19 protein-coding genes are annotated in these 20,870 nt (G+C 76.1%); 11 read left to right on the forward strand and 8 right to left on the reverse strand.

All coding sequences use genetic code 11. The features are described 5' to 3' along the window. Positions 1-97 precede the first annotated feature (97 nt). From ABGA99_RS02475 to ABGA99_RS02500, 6 genes are all read left to right on the forward strand, one after another. A complete protein-coding gene (locus ABGA99_RS02475) occupies positions 98-3,076 on the forward strand; it encodes a prolyl oligopeptidase family serine peptidase (RefSeq protein ID WP_347582064.1) in 2,979 nt (992 codons plus the stop codon). Positions 3,077-3,147: 71 nt separating this feature from the next. Further along, complete coding sequence (locus tag ABGA99_RS02480) at positions 3,148-3,375, forward strand: LapA family protein (protein ID WP_347575900.1); 228 nt, start codon at positions 3,148-3,150, stop codon at positions 3,373-3,375. Positions 3,376-3,589: 214 nt separating this feature from the next. Then, positions 3,590-3,937 (forward strand): hypothetical protein, encoded by a 348-nt coding sequence (locus tag ABGA99_RS02485; protein ID WP_347575899.1) that lies wholly within the window; start codon positions 3,590-3,592, stop codon positions 3,935-3,937. A 10-nt stretch (positions 3,938-3,947) separates the two neighbouring features. Continuing rightward, entirely contained in the window at positions 3,948-4,520 is a 573-nt protein-coding gene (locus tag ABGA99_RS02490; RefSeq protein ID WP_347575898.1) for an endonuclease domain-containing protein, read from the forward strand. 7 nt (positions 4,521-4,527) lie between these two features. After that, positions 4,528-4,899 carry a glyoxalase superfamily protein gene (locus ABGA99_RS02495; RefSeq protein WP_347575897.1) on the forward strand — a complete coding sequence of 124 codons (372 nt, stop codon included), beginning with the start codon at positions 4,528-4,530 and terminating at the stop codon, positions 4,897-4,899. A 26-nt stretch (positions 4,900-4,925) separates the two neighbouring features. Further along, positions 4,926-5,480, forward strand: a complete 555-nt coding sequence (locus ABGA99_RS02500) for a GNAT family protein (protein ID WP_347575896.1) — start codon at positions 4,926-4,928, stop codon at positions 5,478-5,480. Between the two features lie 3 nt (positions 5,481-5,483). On the opposite strand, the gene ABGA99_RS02505 is transcribed toward ABGA99_RS02500, so the two are convergent. Together ABGA99_RS02505 and ABGA99_RS02510 are read right to left on the reverse strand one after the other, a co-directional pair. Then, on the reverse strand, positions 5,484-5,831 hold the full coding sequence (locus ABGA99_RS02505; protein ID WP_027770346.1) for a VOC family protein: 348 nt from the start codon (positions 5,829-5,831) through the stop codon (positions 5,484-5,486). A gap of 77 nt (positions 5,832-5,908) precedes the next feature. After that, a complete protein-coding gene (locus tag ABGA99_RS02510) occupies positions 5,909-6,709 on the reverse strand; it encodes a methyltransferase domain-containing protein (protein WP_347575895.1) in 801 nt (266 codons plus the stop codon). A gap of 162 nt (positions 6,710-6,871) precedes the next feature. Here ABGA99_RS02510 and ABGA99_RS02515 point away from each other — a divergent pair, with 162 nt between their 5' ends. The 3 genes from ABGA99_RS02515 (at position 6,872) to ABGA99_RS02525 (ending at position 9,583) form a co-directional block, all read left to right on the forward strand. After that, on the forward strand, positions 6,872-7,114 hold the full coding sequence (locus tag ABGA99_RS02515; RefSeq protein WP_101420675.1) for a DUF6158 family protein: 243 nt from the start codon (positions 6,872-6,874) through the stop codon (positions 7,112-7,114). A gap of 139 nt (positions 7,115-7,253) precedes the next feature. Next, on the forward strand, positions 7,254-8,555 hold the full coding sequence (locus ABGA99_RS02520; protein WP_347575894.1) for an aminotransferase class I/II-fold pyridoxal phosphate-dependent enzyme: 1,302 nt from the start codon (positions 7,254-7,256) through the stop codon (positions 8,553-8,555). Then, positions 8,552-9,583 (forward strand): MBL fold metallo-hydrolase, encoded by a 1,032-nt coding sequence (locus tag ABGA99_RS02525; protein WP_347575893.1) that lies wholly within the window; start codon positions 8,552-8,554, stop codon positions 9,581-9,583. The genes ABGA99_RS02520 and ABGA99_RS02525 overlap by 4 nt, the downstream gene beginning before the upstream one ends. Before the next feature lie 50 nt (positions 9,584-9,633). Here the strand turns inward: ABGA99_RS02525 and ABGA99_RS02530 are convergent, their stop codons facing one another. Both ABGA99_RS02530 and ABGA99_RS02535 read right to left on the reverse strand, forming a co-directional pair. Beyond that, on the reverse strand, positions 9,634-10,269 hold the full coding sequence (locus ABGA99_RS02530) for a VTT domain-containing protein (RefSeq protein ID WP_347576119.1): 636 nt from the start codon (positions 10,267-10,269) through the stop codon (positions 9,634-9,636). 2 nt (positions 10,270-10,271) lie between these two features. Then, positions 10,272-11,054, reverse strand: coding sequence for an MBL fold metallo-hydrolase (locus ABGA99_RS02535; protein ID WP_347582065.1), 783 nt, complete (start codon positions 11,052-11,054; stop codon positions 10,272-10,274). 149 nt (positions 11,055-11,203) lie between these two features. Between ABGA99_RS02535 and ABGA99_RS02540 the strand changes: the two genes are divergently transcribed. After that, on the forward strand, positions 11,204-13,675 hold the full coding sequence (locus ABGA99_RS02540; protein WP_347582066.1) for a phage holin family protein: 2,472 nt from the start codon (positions 11,204-11,206) through the stop codon (positions 13,673-13,675). Positions 13,676-13,712: 37 nt separating this feature from the next. Here ABGA99_RS02540 and ABGA99_RS02545 read toward each other — a convergent pair whose 3' ends face one another. Beyond that, complete coding sequence (locus ABGA99_RS02545; protein WP_347582067.1) at positions 13,713-14,669, reverse strand: LysR family transcriptional regulator; 957 nt, start codon at positions 14,667-14,669, stop codon at positions 13,713-13,715. Positions 14,670-14,920: 251 nt separating this feature from the next. Here ABGA99_RS02545 and ABGA99_RS02550 point away from each other — a divergent pair, with 251 nt between their 5' ends. Continuing rightward, the gene (locus ABGA99_RS02550) at positions 14,921-15,346 is read left to right on the forward strand and encodes a hypothetical protein (RefSeq protein ID WP_347575889.1); all 426 of its coding nucleotides are present in this window, start codon (positions 14,921-14,923) and stop codon (positions 15,344-15,346) included. Positions 15,347-15,362: 16 nt separating this feature from the next. On the opposite strand, the gene ABGA99_RS02555 is transcribed toward ABGA99_RS02550, so the two are convergent. The 3 genes from ABGA99_RS02555 to ABGA99_RS02565 form a co-directional block, all read right to left on the reverse strand. Next, positions 15,363-17,474 carry a sulfatase gene (locus tag ABGA99_RS02555; protein ID WP_347582068.1) on the reverse strand — a complete coding sequence of 704 codons (2,112 nt, stop codon included), beginning with the start codon at positions 17,472-17,474 and terminating at the stop codon, positions 15,363-15,365. Positions 17,475-17,704: 230 nt separating this feature from the next. Then, a complete protein-coding gene (locus tag ABGA99_RS02560; protein WP_347575887.1) occupies positions 17,705-19,816 on the reverse strand; it encodes a sulfatase in 2,112 nt (703 codons plus the stop codon). 146 nt (positions 19,817-19,962) lie between these two features. Continuing rightward, a complete protein-coding gene (locus ABGA99_RS02565; protein WP_347575886.1) occupies positions 19,963-20,835 on the reverse strand; it encodes a helix-turn-helix transcriptional regulator in 873 nt (290 codons plus the stop codon). Positions 20,836-20,870: the final 35 nt, after the last annotated feature.

The raw sequence follows: 20,870 nt of genomic DNA on the forward strand, positions 1-20,870 counted from the left end.
AGTCCCGGCAAGCGCGCGGGAAGCAGGCAACGACCAGCGGGCGCGCCGGCCTGAGCGCCGGTGCCCCGACCCTCAGCGGAAAGAGACGACGCCGCCCGTGACCACCGCCCCGTACGGCACCTGGCCCTCCGCCCTGACCGCCGCCCTCGCCGCCAGCCACGACGGCCGCCCGGAGTATCTGGGCGTAGTCGGCGACGAGGTGTGGTGGACCGCCCCGCGGCCGCGCGAGGGCGGGCGCCGGGCCCTGGTGCGGCTGCGCCCCGACGGCACCGAGGAGTCGGTGCTGCCCCCGCCGTGGAACGTGCGCAACAGGGTCATCGAGTACGGCGGCCGGCCCTGGGCCGGCGCGCCGCGCGCCACCGGCGGCCCGCTGATCGTCTTCACCCACTTCGCCGACCAGCGGCTGTACGCGTACGAGCCGGACGGCGGCGGCGAGCCCCGCCCGCTCACGCCCGTCTCCCCCCTCGGCGGCGGGCTGCGCTGGTGCGACGCGGTCGTGCTGCCGGAGCGCGGCGAGGTGTGGTGCGTGCTGGAGGAGTTCACGGGGCAGGCCCCCACCGACGTACGCCGCGTGCTCGCCGCCGTGCCGCTCGACGGCTCGGCGGCGGCCGACCGGTCGGCCGTGCGCGAGCTGACCGACGACCGGCACCGCTTCGTCACCGGCCCCCGTCTCTCCCCGGACGGCCGGCAGGCCGCCTGGATCGCCTGGGACCACCCGCAGATGCCCTGGGACGGCACGGAGTTGCGCGTCGCCGACGTCACCGGCGACGGCCGGCTGGCCGGGGTCACCACGGTGCTCGGCGCCCAGACCGGCTCGGAGGCGGAGTCCGTCGCGCAGGCCGAGTGGCTGCCGGACGGCACGCTGGTGGCCGCCACCGACCGCAGCGGCTGGTGGAACCTGCACCGGGTCGACCCCGCCACCGCCGTGACCACCGAACTCTGCCCGCTGCCCGAGGAGTTCGCGGACGCGCTGTGGAAGGTCGGGCTGCGCTGGTTCGCCGTCCTCGGCAGCGGCCTCGTCGCCACCCTGCACGGCACCGGCGGCACCTGCCTCGGCGTCCTCGACCCCGCCACCGGCGAGCTGGCCGACGTGCCCGGCCCCTGGTCGAACTGGGCCGCGGCCCTCGCCGTCGCCGGCGAGCGGGTCTTCGGCCTGGCCGCGAGCCCCGTCACCGGATACGAGGTCGTCGAGCTGGACACCGCCACCGGCTACGCCCGTGTCGCGGGCAACGCCCACCGCGACGCCGTCGATCCGGCCTACCTGCCGCGGCCCGTGTCCCGTACCTTCACGGGCCCCGGGGGCCGCGAGGTGCACGCCCACGTCTACCCGCCGCACCACCCGGAGCTGACCGGCCCCGAGGACGAGCTGCCGCCGTACGTGATCTGGGCGCACGGCGGCCCCACCGGGCACGTACCACTCGTGCTCGACCTGGAGATCGCCTACTTCACCTCGCGCGGCATCGGCGTCGCCGAGGTCAACTACGGCGGCTCCACCGGCTACGGCCGCGCCTACCGCGAGCGCCTGCGCGAGCAGTGGGGCGTGGTGGACGTCGAGGACTGCGCCGCCGTCGCCCGCGCGCTGGCCGACGAGGGCACCGCCGACCCGGCCCGGCTGGCGATCCGCGGCGGCAGCGCGGGCGGCTGGACGACCGCCGCGTCCCTCACCTCGCCGCTGGCCGAGGGGCTCTACGCGTGCGGCACGATCGTCTATCCCATCCTCGATCTCGCCGGCTGGGCCACCGACGAGACGCACGACTTCGAGTCCCGCTATCTGGAGTCGCTGGTCGGCCCGCTCGCCGAGGTGCCCCAGCGGTACCGCGAGCGTTCCCCGGTCCACCACGCCGACCGGATCACCGTGCCGTTCCTGCTGCTTCAGGGGCTGGACGACGTGATCTGCCCGCCGGTGCAGTCCGAGCGGTTCCTGGCGGCGCTCGCGGGCCGGGGCGTGCCGCACGCGTACGTCACCTTCGAGGGCGAGGGCCACGGCTTCCGCCGCGCCGACACCCTGACCCGGGCGCTGGAGGTGGAGCTGTCGCTGTACGCGCAGACGTTCGGCTTCGCGGCGCCGGACGTGCCGGTCGTGGACCTGGGCGCACCCGTGCCCCCGGCCGCCGCGGCCGCACGCCCGGCCGCCCCGGGCACCGGGTCCGCCACCGCGCTGGTCCGCCCGCGCCGGCTGCGGCCCGGCGACCGGGTCGCGGTCGTCGCGCCCAGCGGCGGGTTCCCGCGCAAGGAGCTGGACGCCGGCGTCGAGGTGCTGCGCGGCTGGGGCCTGGACGTCGTCGTCCACCCCACCGCGTACGGCGAACACGACGCGCTGTCCTACCTGGCGGCCGACGACGCCGCCCGCGCCCGCGACTTCGAGCGCGCCTGGTGCGACCCCGAGGTCGCCGCGGTCTTCTCGGGCAGGGGCGGCTACGGCGCCCACCGCATGCTCGACCACGTCGACTGGGCCGCCCTGCGCGCCGCGGGACCGAAGGTCTACGTCGGCTTCAGCGACGCCACCGCCCTGCACGAGGCCGTCGCCACCCACCTCGGCGTGGCCACGCTGCACGGGCCGATGCCCGCCTGGACCCCGTTCGCCGCGGACGACACCACCCGCGAGCACCTGCGCCGCTCCCTCTTCGAGCCGGCCGGCGTGCAGCGCCTGACCAGCCCCGGCGCCCGCGCCCTCGTCCCCGGCAGGGCCCATGGCGTGACCCTCGGCGGCTGCGTGAGCCTGCTGGCCGCCGGCCTCGGCACCCCCGGCGCCCGCGCGGGCGCCGCCGGCGGCATCCTGCTCATCGAGGACGTCGAGGAGGCGGACTACCGGCTGGACCGCATCCTCACCCAGCTCCGCCGCAGCGGCTGGCTGACCGGGGTCGCCGGCGTCGTCTGCGGCACGTGGGCGGACTGCGGCCCGTACGAGGCGGTCCGCGCCGTGCTCGCCGACCGGCTCGGCGACCTCGGGGTGCCGGTGCTGGAGGGCCTGGACTTCGGCCACGGCGTCCCCGCCCTCACCGTCCCGCTCGGCGTCCCCGCCGTCCTCGACGCGGACGCCGGCACGCTGACCCTCGACACCCCGGGGCTCGCCTGAGCCGCCGGTGACGTTCGCCCGAACGGCCCGGCCGCCGGGCGCCCTCCCGGCCACCGGCCCAGGCTGGGCTCATGGCTCATACCTCGGCACGGACCGGCGGCGCCCGGCAGGCGCTCACGCCCCGCAGGGTGGCCGCGATCGTGCTGGCCGCCCTCGGCCTGGCGTTCATCTTCCAGAACACCAGGCGCGCCCGCATCCAACTGCTGTTCTGGGAGGTCACCACGCCGCTGTGGCTGGCGCTGCTGGCGGTGGCGGTCATCGGCATGATCGTGGGGTGGATGGTCCGGCGCCGCAGGTGACGCCGGCGCCCCGCGGGCTCAGCCGGCGCCGAGCAGCGCCGCGCGCAGCGCCCGTACGGGGGCGGTGGCGGCGTCCTGCGTACGGTGGGCGAGCGCGAGGGTCAGCTCCCAGCGCGGCAGGTCGGAGACGGGCAGTTCGACGAGCGCGCCGGCGGCCAGGTCCGGGCCGCTGGCCGCGCTCGCCGGCCTCGGCCGCGAGGGCTACCGGCGCATCGTGGAACGGCAGCTGGACCTCACCCGGCACCTCGCCGCGGAGCTGGCCGCCGCCGACGGCTTCGAGCCGGTGGGCGACGTGCAGACCGCCGTGTGCTGCGTGCGCTATCTGCCCGCGGCGGTACGGGAGGCACCGGCCGCCACCCGGGACGCGGTGCAGCGGGCGCTCCAGCAGCGCGTCGAGCGCGGTGGCCGGGCGTGGGTGGCGACCACGGAGCTCGACGGGCGGCGAGCGCTGCGGATCGACGTCGACGGGTTCCGCACCCGCCGGGAGCACGTGGACGAACTCGTCGCGCTGCTGCGGGCGGAGGGGCCGTGGGCGGCGGCCGATGTCAGTGCCGGGCCGTAGCGTCGGGACCATGAGCAGCACGCCACCGCCGGGCCGCGAGGTCCCCGCCTGCCACGAGTGGACGCCGCCCGGCGCGCCGGGCGGCGCGGCCCACGCGCCCGGCGCCGTGCCCGCGGCCGCGTCCAGCGGATCCGCCGCCGGTCCGGGCGGGGCGCTCGCGGTGATACGGCGGTGGCAGGACGGCCGGTGCGCGGTCTGCGGGCTGCGCCCCGCCCGGCTGGTCATCGACCACCACCATGTCTCCGGGCTGGTCCGCGGCCTGCTCTGCGACTCGTGCAACGTCGCCGAGGGCCGCCGCACGTCGTCCTACGCCGAGCCCTACGCCTCGTACCGCCGCCGCCCGCCCGCGCTGATCGTCGGCCTCACCGAGCGCTATCCCCACTGGCGCCCGAACGCCTACCACTACCTGCTCGGCGATCCGCCCGACGACCCCGCGCTCGCCGCCCGCGTCCTCGGGCACCTCATACGCCACCCGCCCCGGCGCCCCACCGGACGCCCCGTCGAGATCCCCGGGCTGCCCGGCCACTACCTGGTGGGAGACGGGATGCGCCGTCTCGCCGAGCGGCTGGCGGCGGAGGCATAGTGGAGTCATGACTGTCCTGTTCCGGCGTACGGCACCGATCTTCCGCATCTTCGACATCGCCAAGGCCCGCGAGTTCTACGTCGACTACCTGGGCTGCACGGTCGACTGGGAGCACAGGTTCGCCGACGGCTTCCCGCTCTACATGCAGGTCTCCCGCGGCGACCTCGTCCTCCACCTGAGCGAGCACCACGGCGACGCCAGCCCCGGCGCCACGGTCTACGTCGAGGTCGACGGCGCGGGCGAACTGCACGCCGAGCTGAAGGCCAAGGACTACCCGTACCTGAAGCCCGGTCTCGAAGAGGACGCCGGGATCGGCACGATCCTGGAGCTGACCGACCCGTTCGGCAACCGGCTGCGCTTCGTCCAGCCGCTGGGCTGACCGGCGGCGGGGCGTACACTCGCCCGGTGCCCGAGAACGACGTCATCGCGGCCGGCGCCCGCACCGTGATCCGCATCCCGCGCCCCGCGGACGAGGCGGAGTTCCTCACCCGTGCGCGGGCCAGCGCCGAGCTCCACCACCCGTGGGTGTCCCCGCCCGCCGCCCCCGCCGACTACCGTGCCTACCTGGAGCGGCTCACCGAGCCGCAGACCGAGGGCTTCCTCGTCTGCGAGCGGGAGTCCGGCGCCCTGGCCGGCTTCGTCAACATCAACGCCATCGTCCGCCGCGCCTTCCTCTCCGGCGCCCTCGGGTACGCGGCCTTCGTCCCGTACGCCGGCCGCGGGCACATGTCCGAGGGCATCGGCCTCGTCGTCCGGCACGCCTTCACCCACCTCGGCCTGCACCGCCTGGAGATCAACGTCCAGCCGGGCAACGCCGCCTCCATCGCGCTGGCCAAGCGCGCCGGCTTCCGGCTGGAGGGCTTCTCGCCGGACTACCTGTTCATCGGCGGCGCCTGGCGCGACCACGAACGCTGGGCCCTGACCGCGGAGATGACCGACGCCGGCGGCGCCCCGCGGTAGCGGTCAGCGGCGGCGATCGACGTACTCGAAGATGCTGCCGTCGGGGTGGCGCGCCACCATGTTGCGCCCGATCGGTGTCTCCGAGGGGCCCGCGACGATCTCGGCGCCGACCGACCGGAGCGTCGCGTACGCCTCGGCGACGTCCTTGACCGCCAGCGTCGCGGTGATTCTGCGCAGCACGTCGAGGGTCTGCGGCGGACCGGACATCAGCAGGAAGCAGCCGACCGCGGCGACGGAGACGCCCGCCTGCGAGAAGTGCTGCGCCTGTTCGCCGGTCAGCCTCTCGTACGTGTCGACGGCGGACTCCAGGTCGTCCACGCAGATGCGCAGTGAGGTGCCGAGGATCTCCATGGGGAGAGTCTAGGGGCGGCGAAGCCCGTTGCGGCGCCGGGCCGTTGGCGCGGGTACGCGCCGGGCCCGCCGCGCCGTCACGGCACCCGGCAGAGCACCTCGCCGTGCAGCACCGCGAACCACGCGCCGGGCCCCGCGCCCCACTCCCGCCAGCCTGCCGCGATCCGCGCCAGCGCCGCCGGGTCCGCGTGCCCGCCGTCGACCGCCAGGCGGGCGTACGACGACGCCACCGTGCGGTCCGCCCACGACTCGCTCCACCAGGCGCGCTCCTCCTCCGTCGCGAAGCACCACGCGCTCGCCGAGGCCGTCACGTCCTCGAACCCCGCCTCGCGGGCCCAGCCCAGCAGCCGCCGCCCCGCGTCCGGCTCGCCGCCCGAGGCGCGGGCCACCCGGCGGTAGGTGTCCAGCCAGTCGTCCAGGGCGGGCACGTCCGGGTACCAGGTCATCGCCGCGTAGTCCGCGTCCCGTGCGGCGACGAGCCCGCCGGGGCGGCACACCCGGCGCATCTCGGCCAGCGCCCGCACCGGGTGCGCGAGGTGCTGGAGCACCTGGTGGGCGTGGACCACGTCGAAGGAGTCGTCCGGGAAGTCGAGCGCCTCGGCGTCGGCGACGGCGAACTCCACGTTCGTCACGCCCCGTTCCGCCGCCGCCGCGCGCGCCTGCGCCAGGGTCCCCTCCTGCGCGTCCACGGCCGTCACCCGGCCCTGCGGCACGAGGGCGGCGAGGTCGGCGGTGATCGTGCCGGGGCCGCAGCCCAGGTCGAGGAGGTGCAGGTCCGGGCGCAGCTCGCCGGTCAGGTACGCCGCCGAGTTGGCGGCCGTGCGCCAGCGGTGCGAGCGCAGCACCGAGTCGTGGTGTCCATGCGTGTAAACGGCCATGGCGGCAGCGTAACCGCCGTCTCGTATGACGAGAAGCATCGTCTCGCTATACGGGCAATAGGGTCGTACCCCGCGACTGTGTGTGCGTCCCCCGGGTAGCAGCGGGGCAGGGATTGCCCGATCCTGGGAGACGGAGACCGCCGGCGCGAAGGAGAGCCGCAGATGGGCGAGAGCGACCGGCGCCGGGGCGGTATCGCCCCCGCGCGGCTGACCGACCAGCAACTGATAAGGGAGCTGGAGACCATTCACCGCACCCGCCACGACACGCTGCTGCACGGTTCCGCGGCGGCGCTCGCCATGCACAACACCCGCATGGCGCAGCTCGAAGGCGAGTACCTGAGCCGGCACCCCGAGCGCTCCGTTGCGCTGGGCCGCACCCGCGAGGGCGCGCGCGAGCGCGGCTGAGGGACCGTGCGGACGGGACGCACCCCTCACCTGACCAGGCGCGCAGCACACCGCCCCGGCGGCCGCCGGATCTGGGACAGTGAGAGGGATTCGCACTCTTGTGAGCGCCCGACGGGTGCGTGACGGCGGGAGGTGGCGCATGCAGCAGGACGTCCCCGACGCCGGTCTGCCACCCCCCGCAGAACTCGTCGACGGCTTCGCCGCCGCCGCCACGGCCGCCCCGGGGCCGCCCGGCGGCGGGCCGGAGCTGCGCGCCGCCGCCGCGGGCTACTGGCACCGCCGCGGCCTGGCCACGGAACCCGGGCAGACCGCCGCCGCACCCGGCGGCCCCGCGCTGCTCCTCGCCCTGGTCGCCGCGGTCGGCGGCGAGGTGCTGCTGCCCCGCCCCTCCGCGGCCTGGTACGCGGCGCAGCCGGCGATCCTCGGCCACGCCGTGCACCGCGTTCCCACCACCGCCGAGTCCGGCGGCGCCCCCGATCCGATCGCGCTGCTGGAGACCGTGCGGCGGGTACGGGCCGAGGGCGGCGACCCGCGGCTGCTGGTCCTCTCCGTCGCCGACGACCCCACCGGCACCGTGCCGCCGCCGGAGCTGGTGCACGAGGCGTGCGAGGCGGCGGCCCGGGAGGGGCTGCTCGTCGTCAGCGACGAGACGTACCGCGACACGCTGCACGACCCGCACGCCACCGTGCTCGTCAGCCCCGCCGAGATGCTGCCCGACGACGTCGTCGTCCTCGCCGACCTCGGCGGCACGCTCACCCCGCCCGGCTGGCCGGCCGCCGTCGCCCGCTTCCCCGCCACCCGCGCGGGCGCCGCGCTGCACGCCGCCGCGCTGGCCGTGCTCGGCACCGCGGTGCCGCCGCTGCCGCCGCCCGTCGAGGCCGCCGCCGCGGCGGCGCTGGCCGAGCCGCCCGCGGTCACCGGCCGGCTCGCCGCCGGCGTCCGGCTGCACGCGGCGCTCACCGCGGCCGTACGGGACGTGCTGACCGCCGCGGGCGCGCTGGTCCGCCCGCCGCAGGCCGGCTACCACCTGTACGCGGACCTCGAAGCCCTGCGCCAGGACCTGGCCCGCAGCGGCGTCGTGGACGCCGTGGACCTGGAGGCCGCCGTCGTCCGGGCGCTCGGCCCCGGGGTCCGCGCCCGCGCGATCGGCGGCGCGCAGCGCTTCGGCGACGACCTGACCGCGCTGCGGCTGCGGGTGACGACGGCGCCGCTGCTCGGCGACGCCGGCGGTGCGCACGCCGCCGCCCTCGCCTCCGCCCGGGCCCGGCCGCCCGCTGCCGCCGCGACCACCCTGACCCCCGCCGCGCCCGTCGGGGCAGCCCCGGCCGCCCCCGGAGCCCGGGGGGCCAAGCAGCCGGATCCCGCGGAGTGGCCGCAGGTGGCCGAGGCGCTGAGATCCCTCGGATCGGCCGTCACCGAGCTGACAGGAGCCCGCCGTTGACCAGCCAGTCACAGCGCACGGGAGCCACCAGCCCCGCCGCACCGACCGGGCGCACCGCCGTGAAACCGCGCACCCTCGGCGAGATCCGCCGCTGGCCGCGGTCGTTCACCGACCGCCTCAACGCCCCCCTCCCCGGCATCGGCATGCTCGCCCGGCTGGCCCGCACCGGCCAGTTCCGCCCGTCGGCCACGACCCTCGAAGAGATCCCCGAGCTGCCCTACGAGCCGGGGCCGCTGCCCGCCGCGGGCCCCGCCACCGTCGCCGTCACCTGGGCCGGGCACGCCAGTTGGGTGCTGCGCATCGGCGGCCTGACCGTGCTCACCGACCCGCTGTGGTCCCGGCGGATCCTCGGCACCCCCGCCCGCGTCACCCCCGTCGGGGTGCGCTGGGAGGACCTGCCGCCCGTCGACGCCGTCGTCGTCTCCCACAACCACTACGACCACCTCGACCGCCCCACCCTCAAGCGACTGCCGCGCACCACCCCGCTGTTCGTGCCCGCCGGGCTCGCCCGCTGGTGCCGCCGCCGCGGCTTCACCCGGGTCACCGAGCTGGACTGGTGGGAGGCCGCGGAACTGCCCGCGCCCGGCGGGCCCGTGCGCTTCGACTTCGTACCGGCACACCACTGGAGCAAGCGCACGCTGACCGACACCTGCCGCTCGCTGTGGGGCGGCTGGGTGCTCACCGACGGCGCGGGCCGGCGGGTCTACTTCGCCGGCGACACCGGCTACGGCCACTTCTTCGAGGAGATCGGCCGCCGGCTGCCCGGCATCGCCCTCGCGCTGCTGCCCATCGGTGCGTACTCGCCGCGCTGGATGCTGGGGCCGGTGCACATGGACCCCGAACAGGCCGTGCGTGCCTGCGGGGACGTCGGCGCACGGCGGATGGCGCCGATGCACTACGGCACGTTCCTGCTGTCGTCCGAACCGCCGCTGGAGCCGCTGCGGCGGGTGCGGGCGGCGTGGGAGCGCACGGGCCGGCCGCGGGCGGAGCTGTGGGATCTGCCGGTGGGGTCGTCGCGGGTGCTGTGACGGCGGCACGGGTGTACGGCGCGTACGCGGGGCGCGCGGGCCGCGTACGGCTACGCCCCCTGCCCCCGGCCCCGCAGCCGGCGCCACACCGGCGGCGCCACGCTGATCAGCACCGTCAGCGCCACCGCCGCCGCCACCCCCTGCCATGGCTCGGGGAAGAGCGAGCCGCCGAGGACGCCGATCAACTGGTACGTGGCCGCCCACGCCAGACAGGCCGGGAAGTTGCCGCGCACGAACGTGCGCAGCGGCATCCGCGCCAGCAGGCACGCCAGCATCACCGGGATCCGCCCGGCGGGCAGCAGCCGCGACAGCACGAGCACCGTGATCCGGTGCCGCTCCAGCTTCCGCTGCGCGCCGGCGAGTTGCTCGGGCGCGACGCGGTCGCGCAACCGGTCCAGCCAGCGCGAGCCGTTGCGCGAGCGCACGCCGCGGCTGCCCAGCCAGTACAGCGCGACGTCGCCGAGGAAGGCGGCGATCGAGGCGGTGGCGAACACCAGCAGCAGCGCGTACGCGGCCTCGTGGTGGAAGGCGACGACCGCGGCGGAGCTGACCACGGCGCCCGTCGGCACCACGGGCACCAGCGAGCCCACGAGCACGAGCAGGAACAGCGACGGGTAGCCCACCGCCTGTTGCGCGGGGGCCACGTCCCGGGCGGCGGCGAGCAGCGCGGGCGGCGCGTTCGGCAGCCTCAACGGGCCGCCTCCAGCCGCATGCTCTCGCCGTGCCCCAGCAGGTGCACCGCCACCTCGGGGGCCAGCGCCGCGGCCCGGCGGACGAAGTCGTGGCCGGGGGCGTGGAACTCGTGCGGGCGGACGGCGTCCATGCCGATCGGCCAGTACGTGCCGTAGTGCACCGGCACCGCCGCGCGCGGCGCCAGCTCCGCCAGCGCCTCGGCGGCGCGGCCGGGGTCGAGGTGCCCGTGGCCGAGGAACGGACCCCAGCCGCCGACGGGCAGCATCGCCACGTCGCACGCGCCGACCGCGCGGGCCATGCCGTCGAAGAGGCCGGTGTCGCCGGCGAAGTAGGTGCGGGCCTCGCCCTCGATGACATAGCCCAGCGCGGGCGCGGTGCGCGTCCCGTACGGCCAGCGGCGGCCGTCGTGCGCGGCGGGCACGGCGCGTATCGTCAGCGGCCCGGCGGCGACCTCGTCCCCCGGCCGCACCTCCGTCACCGGCAGCCCCCGCGACGCGGCGAGCCGCCCCAGCCCGGGGACCGCGCCCCGGGCCCCGTACGGCACGACGAGCCGGCTGCCGGGCGCGAGCCGGGCAAGGGACGGCAGGTGCAGGTGGTCGGAGTGCAGGTGGGAGACGACCACGATGTCGGCGATCGCGGCCGCGGGCGGCGGAAGTGCGCCGCGGCGCCGCCGCAGGTGCATCAGCCGCGGTACGAACAGCGGGTCGGTCAGCACCCGCACCCCCGAGTCCCGCACGGTCGCGGTGGCATGTCCCCACCACGTGATCTCGACCGGCAACGCCCGCTCCCTCCGCCGCCGCCACCTGCTCCGGCCCCACCGAGGGTACGGCGTCCCGCACGTCCCGTGCGGCGCCGCGGTGCCGGACGGAACGGGTTGCCGCCCGGCTGTGGAAGGCTGGTACGACAGGAGCGGAGGTGAGACAGCGCATGGCAGAGCCGCGGAAGGCACCCGGCGGGTACTCCGGGCCGGGGGAGGAGCCCGCGTCCGGGGAGGAGGCGGGGGAGGGCACCAGACCCCGCCCGGACCCCCGGTCCGGGCCACACGCCGGGTCCCGTAGGGACCCGGACCCCCGCTCGCGTACGGAGCCGGATCCCGAGCCCCGTACGGAGCCGGACGACCCGTCCCGTACGGACGCGGACCACCGGTCCCGTACGGACGGAGACTCCGCATCCCCGACGGACCCCGGCCCCGGCTCCCGCGCGGGCCTGACCGCGCTGCGGGCCGCGACCACGCGCAAGGGCAGGCGCGCCGCCGCCCGCGGCCTGGGCCGGATCGTCGTGGTGTGGGCCGTCGGCACGGTGACCATGCTCATCCTCGCCGGCGCCCTGCCCGACTTCCGGCTCCAGTCGCCCGACGGCGACAGCGCCACCCACATCGCCGTCACCGCCGCCGTCGGGGCCGGCGTCTTCGGCGTACTGTCCGCACTGGTGTGGCCCGTGCTCGTCCGGGCCCTGCTCCTGGTCCCCGCCTTCGTGCTCGGCCTGCTCGTCTTCTTCCTCAACGGCTCCCTGCTGCTGATCGCGCTCAGTCTCAACCCCACCGGCCGCGGCGAGGCCAACCCGGAGACCGCCGTCGTCGTCGCCGCGGTGATGTCCGCCGCCTCCTCCGCCACCAGCACCGCGCTCACCGTCCGCGACGACGGCGCCTACCGCCGCCGGCTCGCCCGGCTCGCCTACCGCCGCGGCGCCCCCGCGGTGTCCCCGGACGCCGCCCCCGGCATCGTCTTCCTCCAGCTCGACGGCGTCGGCCACGACGTGCTGCACGCCGCGCTGCAGGAGCGCGAGCGCGCCGGCGGGCGCAGCCTCGGCGGGCAGCGGCTGCTCGCGCACCGGCTGCCGCCGGTGATGGAGACCGTCGCCTCCTGGCACGGCACCAGCCACCGGCTCATCCCCTGGCGCACCGACTGGTCCAGCCAGACCGGCGCCAGCCAGCTCGGCATCCTGCACGGCACCAACGAGGACGTGCCCGCCTTCCGCTGGTACGAGAAGGAGACCGGCGAGGTGATGGTCTGCAGCCATCCCTCCACCGCGCAGGAGCTGGAGCGCCGGGTCGCCGCCCGCGCCGCCGACCCGGCCGCGCCCGGCGGGCTGCTGGCCACCGGCGCGCCCGGCGACACCGCCAGCCGCGGCAACCTGTTCACCGGCGGCGCCACCCAGCTCGCCCTGGTGCTGTCGGTCGCCGTCCGGCGGAAGAAGAAGACCCGCTCCCGCGCCGGGTACTTCGCCTACTTCTCCGACCCCGCCAACGCCTCCCGCACCTTCGCCTCCTTCGTCGCCGAGGCCGGCCGCGAGGTGTTCCAGTCGCTGCGCTCCCGGCTGCGCCGGGAGACGCCGCGCGTCGGCCGCGGCGGGCTGTACCCGTTCGTCCGCGCCTTCGCCACCGTCGTCTCCCGGGACGTCGTCGTGACCGCCGTCATAGGGGACATGCTCGCGGGGCGCACGGCGGTCTACGCCGACCTCGTCGCGTACGACGAGGTGGCGCACTACTCGGGGCCGCAGCACCGCGACACCCAGCAGGTGCTGCGCCGCATCGACCGCTCCATAGCCCTGATCGCCAAGGCCGCCGAGCACGCCCCGCGCCCGTACCGCATCGTGCTGCTGTCGGACCACGGCCAGAGCCACGGCCCTACCTTCGCCGCCGCCTACGGCCTCACGCTGCAGGATCTGGTACGCGCCGGCTGCGGGCTGCCCGTCTCGCGGCGGGTCGGCAAGACCGGGAGCGGCGCCGAGGCACGCACCGCCGCCCGCGCCGCGCTGCGCCGCCCGGAGCGCCCCGAGGACGGGCACCACGGCGAGGGGCGGCGCGGCCTGGAGCCCGTGGTGCTCGCCTCCGGGAACCTGGGGCTGGTGTCCTTCCCCGAACTGCCCGGCGTGGTCGGCCGGGAGACGATCGAGCGCCGCCACCCGGCGCTGCTGCCGGCGCTGACCGAGCACCCCGGGGTGGGCTTCGTCCTGGTGCGCTCCGAGGAGCACGGTCCCGTGGTCCTCGGAGCCGACGGTGCGGAGCACCACCTGGAGACCGGCAAGGTCGTCGGCATCGACCCGCTGCTGCCCTTCGGGCCCGGCGCCGCCGAGACGGTGCTGCGCACCGCGCGCTTCCCGCACGCCGCGGACATCATGGTCAATTCCTCGTACGACCCGCAGACCGGCACCGTGCACGCCTTCGAGGACCAGATCGGCTCGCACGGCGGCCTCGGCGGCGAGCAGAGCCGGGCGTTCCTGTTCTGGCCCGAGGGGCTGACGCCGCCGGTGCCGGTGGGGGAGACGCTGGCGGGCGCCGAGTCGGTGCACCGGGTGCTGCGCCGGTGGATCGGCGAGTGCGGCGGCCCGGTCGTGCGCCGGGCGGCGCCGGCCGAGGTGCGGGCGGAGCCCGTGGCGGAGGACCAGCGCGCCGGGTGACCGCGGCCCCGCGGCCCGTCAGCCGGCCTACGGTCCGTCAGCCGGCGGTGCCGTACTCGGGGTGGGCGGCCAGCCACTTCGCGTAGACCGGGTTGCGCCGCGCCGCCTCCGCGTGCGCCGCCCGCGCGTACATGAGCACGGCGGGCGCCGTGCCCGCCGCCGGCGACTCCGGGTGCCAGCCGATGAGATGACGCCAGCTCAGCGGCGTCCCCGTGATCGGCACGGTGGTGATCCCCGGCGTCGGCGGCATGGTCGCCCGGCACAGCCCCACGGCGCGGCCGACCTGCACCAGGTGCGCACAGGAGACCGTGTCGGTCTCCAGGATCGGCGTCGGCGTGAAACCGGCCCGCGCGCACGCCGCCGAGAAGCAGTCCCCGAAGCACCCCTCGCCGGGCACCGTCGTCCACCGCTCCTCGCGGAACCGCTCCAGCTCCAGCTCCGGTTCCGCCCCCGCCGGATGGTCCTCGGCCAGCATCAAGTACACCGGGTCCGTGCCCACGAGCCGCCACTCCAGGTCCTCGGCGGGCGGCGGGCTCTCGCCGCAGACCCCGATCAGCGCGAAGTCCAGCCGCCCGGAGGACGCCATCTCGCTGATCTCCTGCACCGACCAGGAGGTGTACGTGCTCACCGGCTCGTCCGGGTAGAGCGCCGCCAGCCGGTCCACCAGCGCCCCCAGCAGGGGCCCGTGCGTACCGCCGAGCCGGAAGCGGTGCATGTCCTCCCAGGCGTTGGCGAACCGCACCGCCTCCTCCTGCAGCTCCCGCACCGCGGGCAGCAGCACCTGCGCCCGGTCGAGCACCAGCTCGCCGAGCGCCGTGGGCCGGGCCCCCGCCCGGTCGCGTACGAACAGCGGGCCGCCCAGGGCCCGTTCGATGCGTTTGAGCTGCGCGCTGATCGCCGACTGCGCGAGCCCGAGCCGGCCGGCGGCCCGGGTGAGGCTGCCCGTCTCCGCGATGGCGCGCACGAGCTTGAGATGCCGAAGTTCCAGTTCCATCGCCGTCTCATCTCAGGCCGGGCACGGGCCGCTTCCGGGAAACGTAGGGCCACGGACGCGGCACCGCAATAGCGCCGAAACCGGCGGTCGCCCGCCCGGGGTCCGGACCGTGGGAGCCGGACATTACCTCGCCGGTAATCGACGTGCGGGGCGGGGGCGGGCACCGTGGGGGTATCGGAGCCCGGACCGGCGCACTCCGGCCCGGGTTCCGGCTCTGACCAGTATCGACAACGTCCGGAGGGTGATCCGTCATGTCCGCAGCCGTCTCCCCGACCGCCGCCACCACCCCGCAGATCACGCTCCGCCGCTGGCTCGGCCTCGACGCCGTCGTCACCGGCGCCAACGGGCTGGCGTACCTGGCCCTTTCGGGGCCCGTCTCCGACCTGCTGGGCGTGGACCGCGGGCTGCTCCTCGTGCTCGGCGCGGTGCTCGTCGTCTACGCCGTCGACGTCGCCTGGATCGCCCGCAAGCCCGTGCCCCCCGCGCGACTGGTGGCGCTGGTGGTCGACATCAACGTCGCGTGGGCGGTGGCGAGCGTCGTCGTCCTGGCCACCGGGGTCCTCGACCCGACGACCGCGGGGTACGTGTGGATCCCGCTCCAGGCGGCGGTGGTGCTGGGCTTCGCCGTCGTGCAGTACGGGCTGCTGCGCGGCATCCGGGCCGCGACCGGGCGCTGACCGGCCCGTCGCCGTCTCAGCGCACCAGCAGCGCCACGATCTTCCAGTTCGCGGTGTCCGGCGCGCTGACGCGCAGTTCGGTCATCCGCCCCGACGCCCCGCCGTCGAGGACGAACTCCTCCCACTGGTACGCGCCCGCCGGCACCTGCGGTCCCGGCGCGATCACCTCCGTCCCGTCCGCCGCGACGATGATCCCGGGCGTGGCGAAGTCGTCGTCGCCGCGCAGCACGGAGACCGTGCGCCGGCCGGCGGGCAGCTGCAGTCGAAGCAGCGCCGCGGGCTGGTTGTTGACCATGTCGCGGCGCAGCACGTCCGGGGCGCTGCGGTCGCGGGACAGGGGCGCCGGTGCGCCGCCCGCCCAGCCGTAGCCGGCGGACTCGGACCAGGAGGAGTCCGGGGTCAGGGCGCGGTAGGAGGGGGTGACCGGGGAGCCGACCGGGCCGGCGTCGAGCGCGAGGGCGACGTCGTCGCCGTGCGGTACGGCGTAGCCGCGCACCGGCTCGCCCGTCACGGCCCTTCCGTCGATCTCGACCCGGGGCGTCAGTTCGTACGTGGCCAGCCGCCCGGCGGGGGCGGCGACCGCGGCAGGCGGGGTGACCTCGACGTCGAGCACCGGGTCGGTGCCGAGGTCCACGACCTCCCGTACGGTCGTCGTGGTCCAGCCGTCGGGCGCCGCCACCGACACGGCGACCTCCGCGACGGGCTCGCCGCCGGGGCGCAGCGCGCGGGTCAGCCGTATGCGTACGGCGTTGGGGCGCTCCGCGAACAGCGGCAGGTCGGCGGTGAGTTCCACCGGCGGGCGCTGCTCCCGCGCGATGTCCTCCTCCAGCGCCGTCAGGAACTCCTGCAGCCGCGCGGTCACTTCCGGCCGGCGTGCCGTCAGGTTCACCGACTCCCGCGGGTCCGCGTCGAGGTCGTACAGCTCCGGCAGATAGCGCTGGTCCGAGCCGCGCCGCCGGACGTGCAGCTTCCACCGGCCGTCGCGTACGGCCGCGGCCCGCGCGCTGAGGAAGAACGGCACCGGCGCGCGCTCGCGCAGCCGGGCGCCGCGCAGCGTCGCCGTGAGGTCGGTGCCGTCCAGGGCCACGCCCGGCTCCGGCTCGACGCCGGCCAGCGCGCACACCGTCGGCAGCAGGTCGAGGAAGGAGACGACGTCGTCCGACTCCCGGCCGCGCGGCACGGTGCCCGTCCAGCGGGCGATGAACGGCACCCGCACCCCGCCCTCGAAGACCTCGAACTTCCGGGACCGCAGCCCGCCCGACGAGCCCTCGAACCAGGGGCCGTTGTCCCCGGCGACGACGATCAGGGTGTCCCGGTCCAGGCCGCGGTCGGCGATCGCGTCGAAGAGGCGGCCGAGGTGGTGGTCGACGGATTCTATGGCGTCGCCGTAGAGGCCGCCGCGGGAGCGGCCCTCGAACTCCGGTTCCACGGCGAGCGGCAGGTGGGGCATGGTCTCGGCGAGGTAGATGAAGAACGGCCGGTCGCCGGCGCGGTCGATGACGTCGATCGCCTCGTCGGTGAACCGGCGCGTCAGCGTCGCCAGGTCGGCGTCGCTGTTCAGCGTCTCCACGGGCTCTTCGTCGCGCCAGACCTCGGTGGGGTACGTGTCCGCCGTGTACATCGCGTCGACGCCGAAGAAGGAGTCGAAGCCGTGCCGCGCGGGGTGGTGGGCGTCGAGCCGGCCGAGGTGCCACTTGCCGATCGCCGCGGTGACGTAGCCGGCGGTGCGCAGGTACTCGGGGAGGGTCCGCTCCGCCGTGCCCAGCCCGTGCGGGTCGTCGCGGCTGAGCACGTCCGGTATGCCCGTGCGCGGCGGCACCCGGCCGGTGAGCAGCGCGGCGCGCGAGGGGCTGCACACGGGCGCGGCGCAGTAGCCCTGGGTGAAGCGGGTGCCCTGGCGGGCGAGCCGGTCCAGCCGCGGGGTGCGGATCAGCGGGTGGCCGTAGCAGCTGAGGTCGCCGTAGCCGAGGTCGTCCAGGAGGACCATGATGACGTTCGGGCCGCCGCCCGCGGGCCGGGCGGGCTGTGCGGCCGCGGTCCGCAGGTGGGGCCCGCCGACCGGGACGGATAACGCGCTCGTACCGAGCGTCGCTGCCGATCCTGCGAGGACATCGCGACGGCTGACCAAGACGGACTCCCTTCGGACGCCGGCGCGTGGGAGACCGGCAGGTGCCGCTGATCCTCGGACTTCGGCGGCCCCTGCGTCAAATAAGAGCGTATTACAGGTTTATGAAGGCGCACGGGAGGGGGTGTCCGGGCGTCATTCGGGCACGTCAGGGGCGGAGCCGCCGCGTTGACCGGCCGGTACCACCCGGCGCCGGCGACCCGGCCGGCCACCCCTGCGACGACCTACCCGGGTCAGTGCACCACCAGGGCCACGAGCGTCCACCTGTTGCCCCCGGTGCCGCTCAGCCCCAGCTCGATCGTCCGGCCCTCGGGCCCGCCGTCGAGGATGAACTCCTCCCACCGGTAGGCCCCCGCGGGCAGCCGCGGGCCCGGCTCGACCACCGTCTCGCCGTCCGCGGCCACCGCGAACCCGTGCGTGGGCCGCTTGTCGTCGCCGCGCAGCAGCGAGATCCGGCGCCGGCCCGCGGCCAGCCGCAGCCGCAGCACCGCCGCCGACCGGTCGCGGACCACGCCGCGGCGCAGCGGGTCGGGGCCCGCGTGGGCGCGGGACTGCGGCGGCGCGGAGACCCAGCCGAATCCGGCCGCCCGGTCCCAGGCGGTGGCCGGGGTCAGATGGCGGTACGAGGGCAGCGCCGGCCGGCCGTCGGGGCCGGCGTCGAGCGCAAGGGCCGCGTCGCGGCCGTGCGGCACGGCGTGCACCTGTACGTCGGCACCCGTCACGGTGCGGCCGTCGACGACGACTCGGGGCGTGAGCCGGTGGCCGCGCAGCCGCCCGGCGGGGGCGCCGGCCGCCGGCGGCGGGGTGACCTCGATCTCGATCACCGGGGCGGCGGCGAGGTCGACGGCCTTCCGTACGGTCGTCGCCGTCCAGCCCTCCGGCACCCCGACCGTCACCGCGACCTTCGCCCGGTCGCCGCCGTCCGGCAGCAGCGCGCGCGACAGCCGTACCCGGACCGTGTTGGCGCGGCCCGCGAACAGCGGGGGCTTCGCGGTGAGCGCCACCGGCGGGCGCCGCTCCGCGGCCACGTCCTCCTCCAGCGCGGCCAGGTACGTCCGCAGCCGCTCGGTGACCTCCGGCCGGCGCGCGGCCACGTTCGCCACCTCGCGCGGGTCGGCCTCCAGGTCGAACAGCTCGGGCAGGAAGCGCTGGTTCCGGCCGGCCCGGCGCACGTGCAGCTTCCAGCGGCCGTCGCGTACCGCCGCCGCGTGCCGGCCGAGGAAGAACGGCACCGGCGGGCGCTCGCGCAGCCGCTCGCCGCGCAGCACCGCGCGCAGGTCGGTGCCGTCGAGCTTCACCCCGGCCTCCGGCGCGACGCCCGCGAGGCCGCAGAGCGTCGGCAGCACGTCGAGGAACGACACCACCTGGTGCGACTCCCGGCCGCGCGGAACGGTGCCCGTCCAGCGCATGAGGAACGGCACCCGCACCCCGCCCTCGTAGAAACCGGGCTTGCGGCCGCGCAGCCCGCCCGTGGAGCCCTCGAACCAGGGGCCGTTGTCGCTGGCGACAATGACCAGGGTGTCCCGGTCGAGACCGCGGTCCGCCAGCGCGCGGAAGAGGCGGCCGAGGTGGTGGTCGACGGATTCTATGGCGTCGCCGTAGAGGCCGCCGCGGGAGCGGCCGTCGAACTCCGGTTCCACGGCGAGCGGCAGGTGGGGCATGGTCTCGGCGAGGTAGATGAAGAACGGCCGGTTCCCGGCGCGGTCGATGACGTCGATCGCCTCGTCGGTGAACCTGCGCGTCAGCGTCGCCAGGTCGGCGTCGTCGCGCAGCGTCCCCACCGGGGCGCCGTCACGCCAGATCTCGGTGGGGTACGAGTGCTCGGAGAACATCGCGTCGACGCCGAAGTACGAGTCGAAGCCGTGCCGCGACGGGTGGTTCTCGTCGAGCCGGCCGAGGTGCCACTTGCCGATGGCGGCCGTGTGGTAGCCCGCCTCCCGCAGATAGCCGGGGAGCGTCTTCTCCCGGGCGCGCAGCCCCTGCGAGTCGTCGCGGCTGAGCACCTTGCGCACGCCGGTGCGCGGCGGTACGCGGCCGGTGAGCAGCGCGGCGCGCGAGGGGCTGCACACGGGCGCGCCGGAGTAGCCCTGGGTGAAGCGGGTGCCCTGGCGGGCGAGCCGGTCCAGGTGCGGGGTGTCGATCAACTCCGAGCCGTAGCAGCCGAGATCGCCGTAGCCCAGGTCGTCCAGGACGATCAGGACGACGTTCGGGCCGCGGCCCGGCGGCCGGGTCGGGTCGGGATCGGCGACCGCCGCGCGGGCGTTGGGGGCGCCGGCGGACAGCGGTAAAGCGGTCGCGCCGACCGCGACCGCGGAGGTGGCAAGGACTTCGCGACGGCTGGCCATGACGGGCTCCCTTCAGGCGCCGGCGCGCTGGAAGGGACCGGCAGTTCACGCCGATCTTGCGTGACGGGGGACCTTCCGTCAAATAAAGGCCAACTAAAGGTTTATGAAAGGTTGTGGGTGGGAACTGGCGTGCGCCCTCGGGTACGTCAGGAGCCGAGCTGCTGGCGCAGGTACTTCGTCGTCTCCGGATCGGCGGGCAGCAGCGTCTCCAGCGCCAGCTCCGAAACCGTCACGTCCATGGGCGTGTTGAAGGTGGAAATGGTGGAGACGAACGACAGCAGATGCCCGTCGTGCGCGACCCGCAGCGGCAGCGCGAACGGCGCCCGGCCGCCGACCTCCTCGACCTCCTCGTCGCCCGCCTCCGGCGGGAGCGGGTAGGCCGCCACCTCGTCGTACAGCTCCTTGAGGGCGGGCGAGCGCACCAGCGAGAGCTGGCGGTCCATCTGGTGCAGCAGATGGGCGCGCCACTGCGGCAGGTTGCGGATCTTCTTCGCCAGCCCGTCGGGGTGCAGCGTCAGCCGCATCGCGTTCAGCGGCGGGCGCAGCAGCTCCTCCGGCACCTCGTCCAGGACCAGCAGGATGCCGCGGTTGGCGGCCACCACGTTGTACGCGCCGTCCACCACGACCGCCGGGAACGGCTCGTGCGCGGCGACGAGTTGTTCGACGCCCTGGCGCAGCTCGGCCATCGCCGGGTCGTCCAGCGGCGTCTCGGGGTAGTGGGGCGCGTAGCCGGCGGCGAGCAGCAGCGCGTTGCATTCGCGTACGGGCATGTCCAGGTGCTCGGCGAGCTTGAGCACCATCGCGCGGCTCGGCCGCGATCTGCCGGTCTCGACGAAGCTGATGTGGCGGGCCGAGGAGTCCGCGCGCAGCGCCAGCTCCAGCTGGCTCAGCCCGCGGCGCTCGCGCCAGCCGCGCAGCAGGGCGCCGGCGGTGGCGGCGCCGTCGTCGGGGCCGCCCGTACGGGGCGTACCGCCGACCGGCGGCGTGCCTGGGGTGACGGGGAGGCCGGGGGTCGTCATGTCATCGACGGTAACCGAGCGCCGCGGGGTACTGT

This window comes from Streptomyces sp. B5E4, assembly GCF_039871555.1.
GTDB lineage: Bacteria > Actinomycetota > Actinomycetes > Streptomycetales > Streptomycetaceae > Streptomyces.

Excerpts from the sequence above, each read along its gene's own strand:
- ABGA99_RS02550 (WP_347575889.1), top strand. The coding sequence starts at position 14,921 with ATGTCCGCAGCCGTCTCCCCGACCGCCGCCACCACCCCGCAGATCACG.
- ABGA99_RS02520 (WP_347575894.1), top strand. The coding sequence starts at position 7,254 with ATGCAGCAGGACGTCCCCGACGCCGGTCTGCCACCCCCCGCAGAACTC.
- ABGA99_RS02540 (WP_347582066.1), top strand. The coding sequence starts at position 11,204 with ATGGCAGAGCCGCGGAAGGCACCCGGCGGGTACTCCGGGCCGGGGGAG.
- ABGA99_RS02490 (WP_347575898.1), top strand. The coding sequence starts at position 3,948 with ATGAGCAGCACGCCACCGCCGGGCCGCGAGGTCCCCGCCTGCCACGAG.
- ABGA99_RS02515 (WP_101420675.1), top strand. The coding sequence starts at position 6,872 with ATGGGCGAGAGCGACCGGCGCCGGGGCGGTATCGCCCCCGCGCGGCTG.
- ABGA99_RS02480 (WP_347575900.1), top strand. The coding sequence starts at position 3,148 with ATGGCTCATACCTCGGCACGGACCGGCGGCGCCCGGCAGGCGCTCACG.
- ABGA99_RS02565 (WP_347575886.1), bottom strand. The coding sequence starts at position 20,835 with ATGACGACCCCCGGCCTCCCCGTCACCCCAGGCACGCCGCCGGTCGGC.
- ABGA99_RS02505 (WP_027770346.1), bottom strand. The coding sequence starts at position 5,831 with ATGGAGATCCTCGGCACCTCACTGCGCATCTGCGTGGACGACCTGGAG.
- ABGA99_RS02495 (WP_347575897.1), top strand. The coding sequence starts at position 4,528 with ATGACTGTCCTGTTCCGGCGTACGGCACCGATCTTCCGCATCTTCGAC.
- ABGA99_RS02560 (WP_347575887.1), bottom strand. The coding sequence starts at position 19,816 with ATGGCCAGCCGTCGCGAAGTCCTTGCCACCTCCGCGGTCGCGGTCGGC.
- ABGA99_RS02545 (WP_347582067.1), bottom strand. The coding sequence starts at position 14,669 with ATGGAACTGGAACTTCGGCATCTCAAGCTCGTGCGCGCCATCGCGGAG.
- ABGA99_RS02510 (WP_347575895.1), bottom strand. The coding sequence starts at position 6,709 with ATGGCCGTTTACACGCATGGACACCACGACTCGGTGCTGCGCTCGCAC.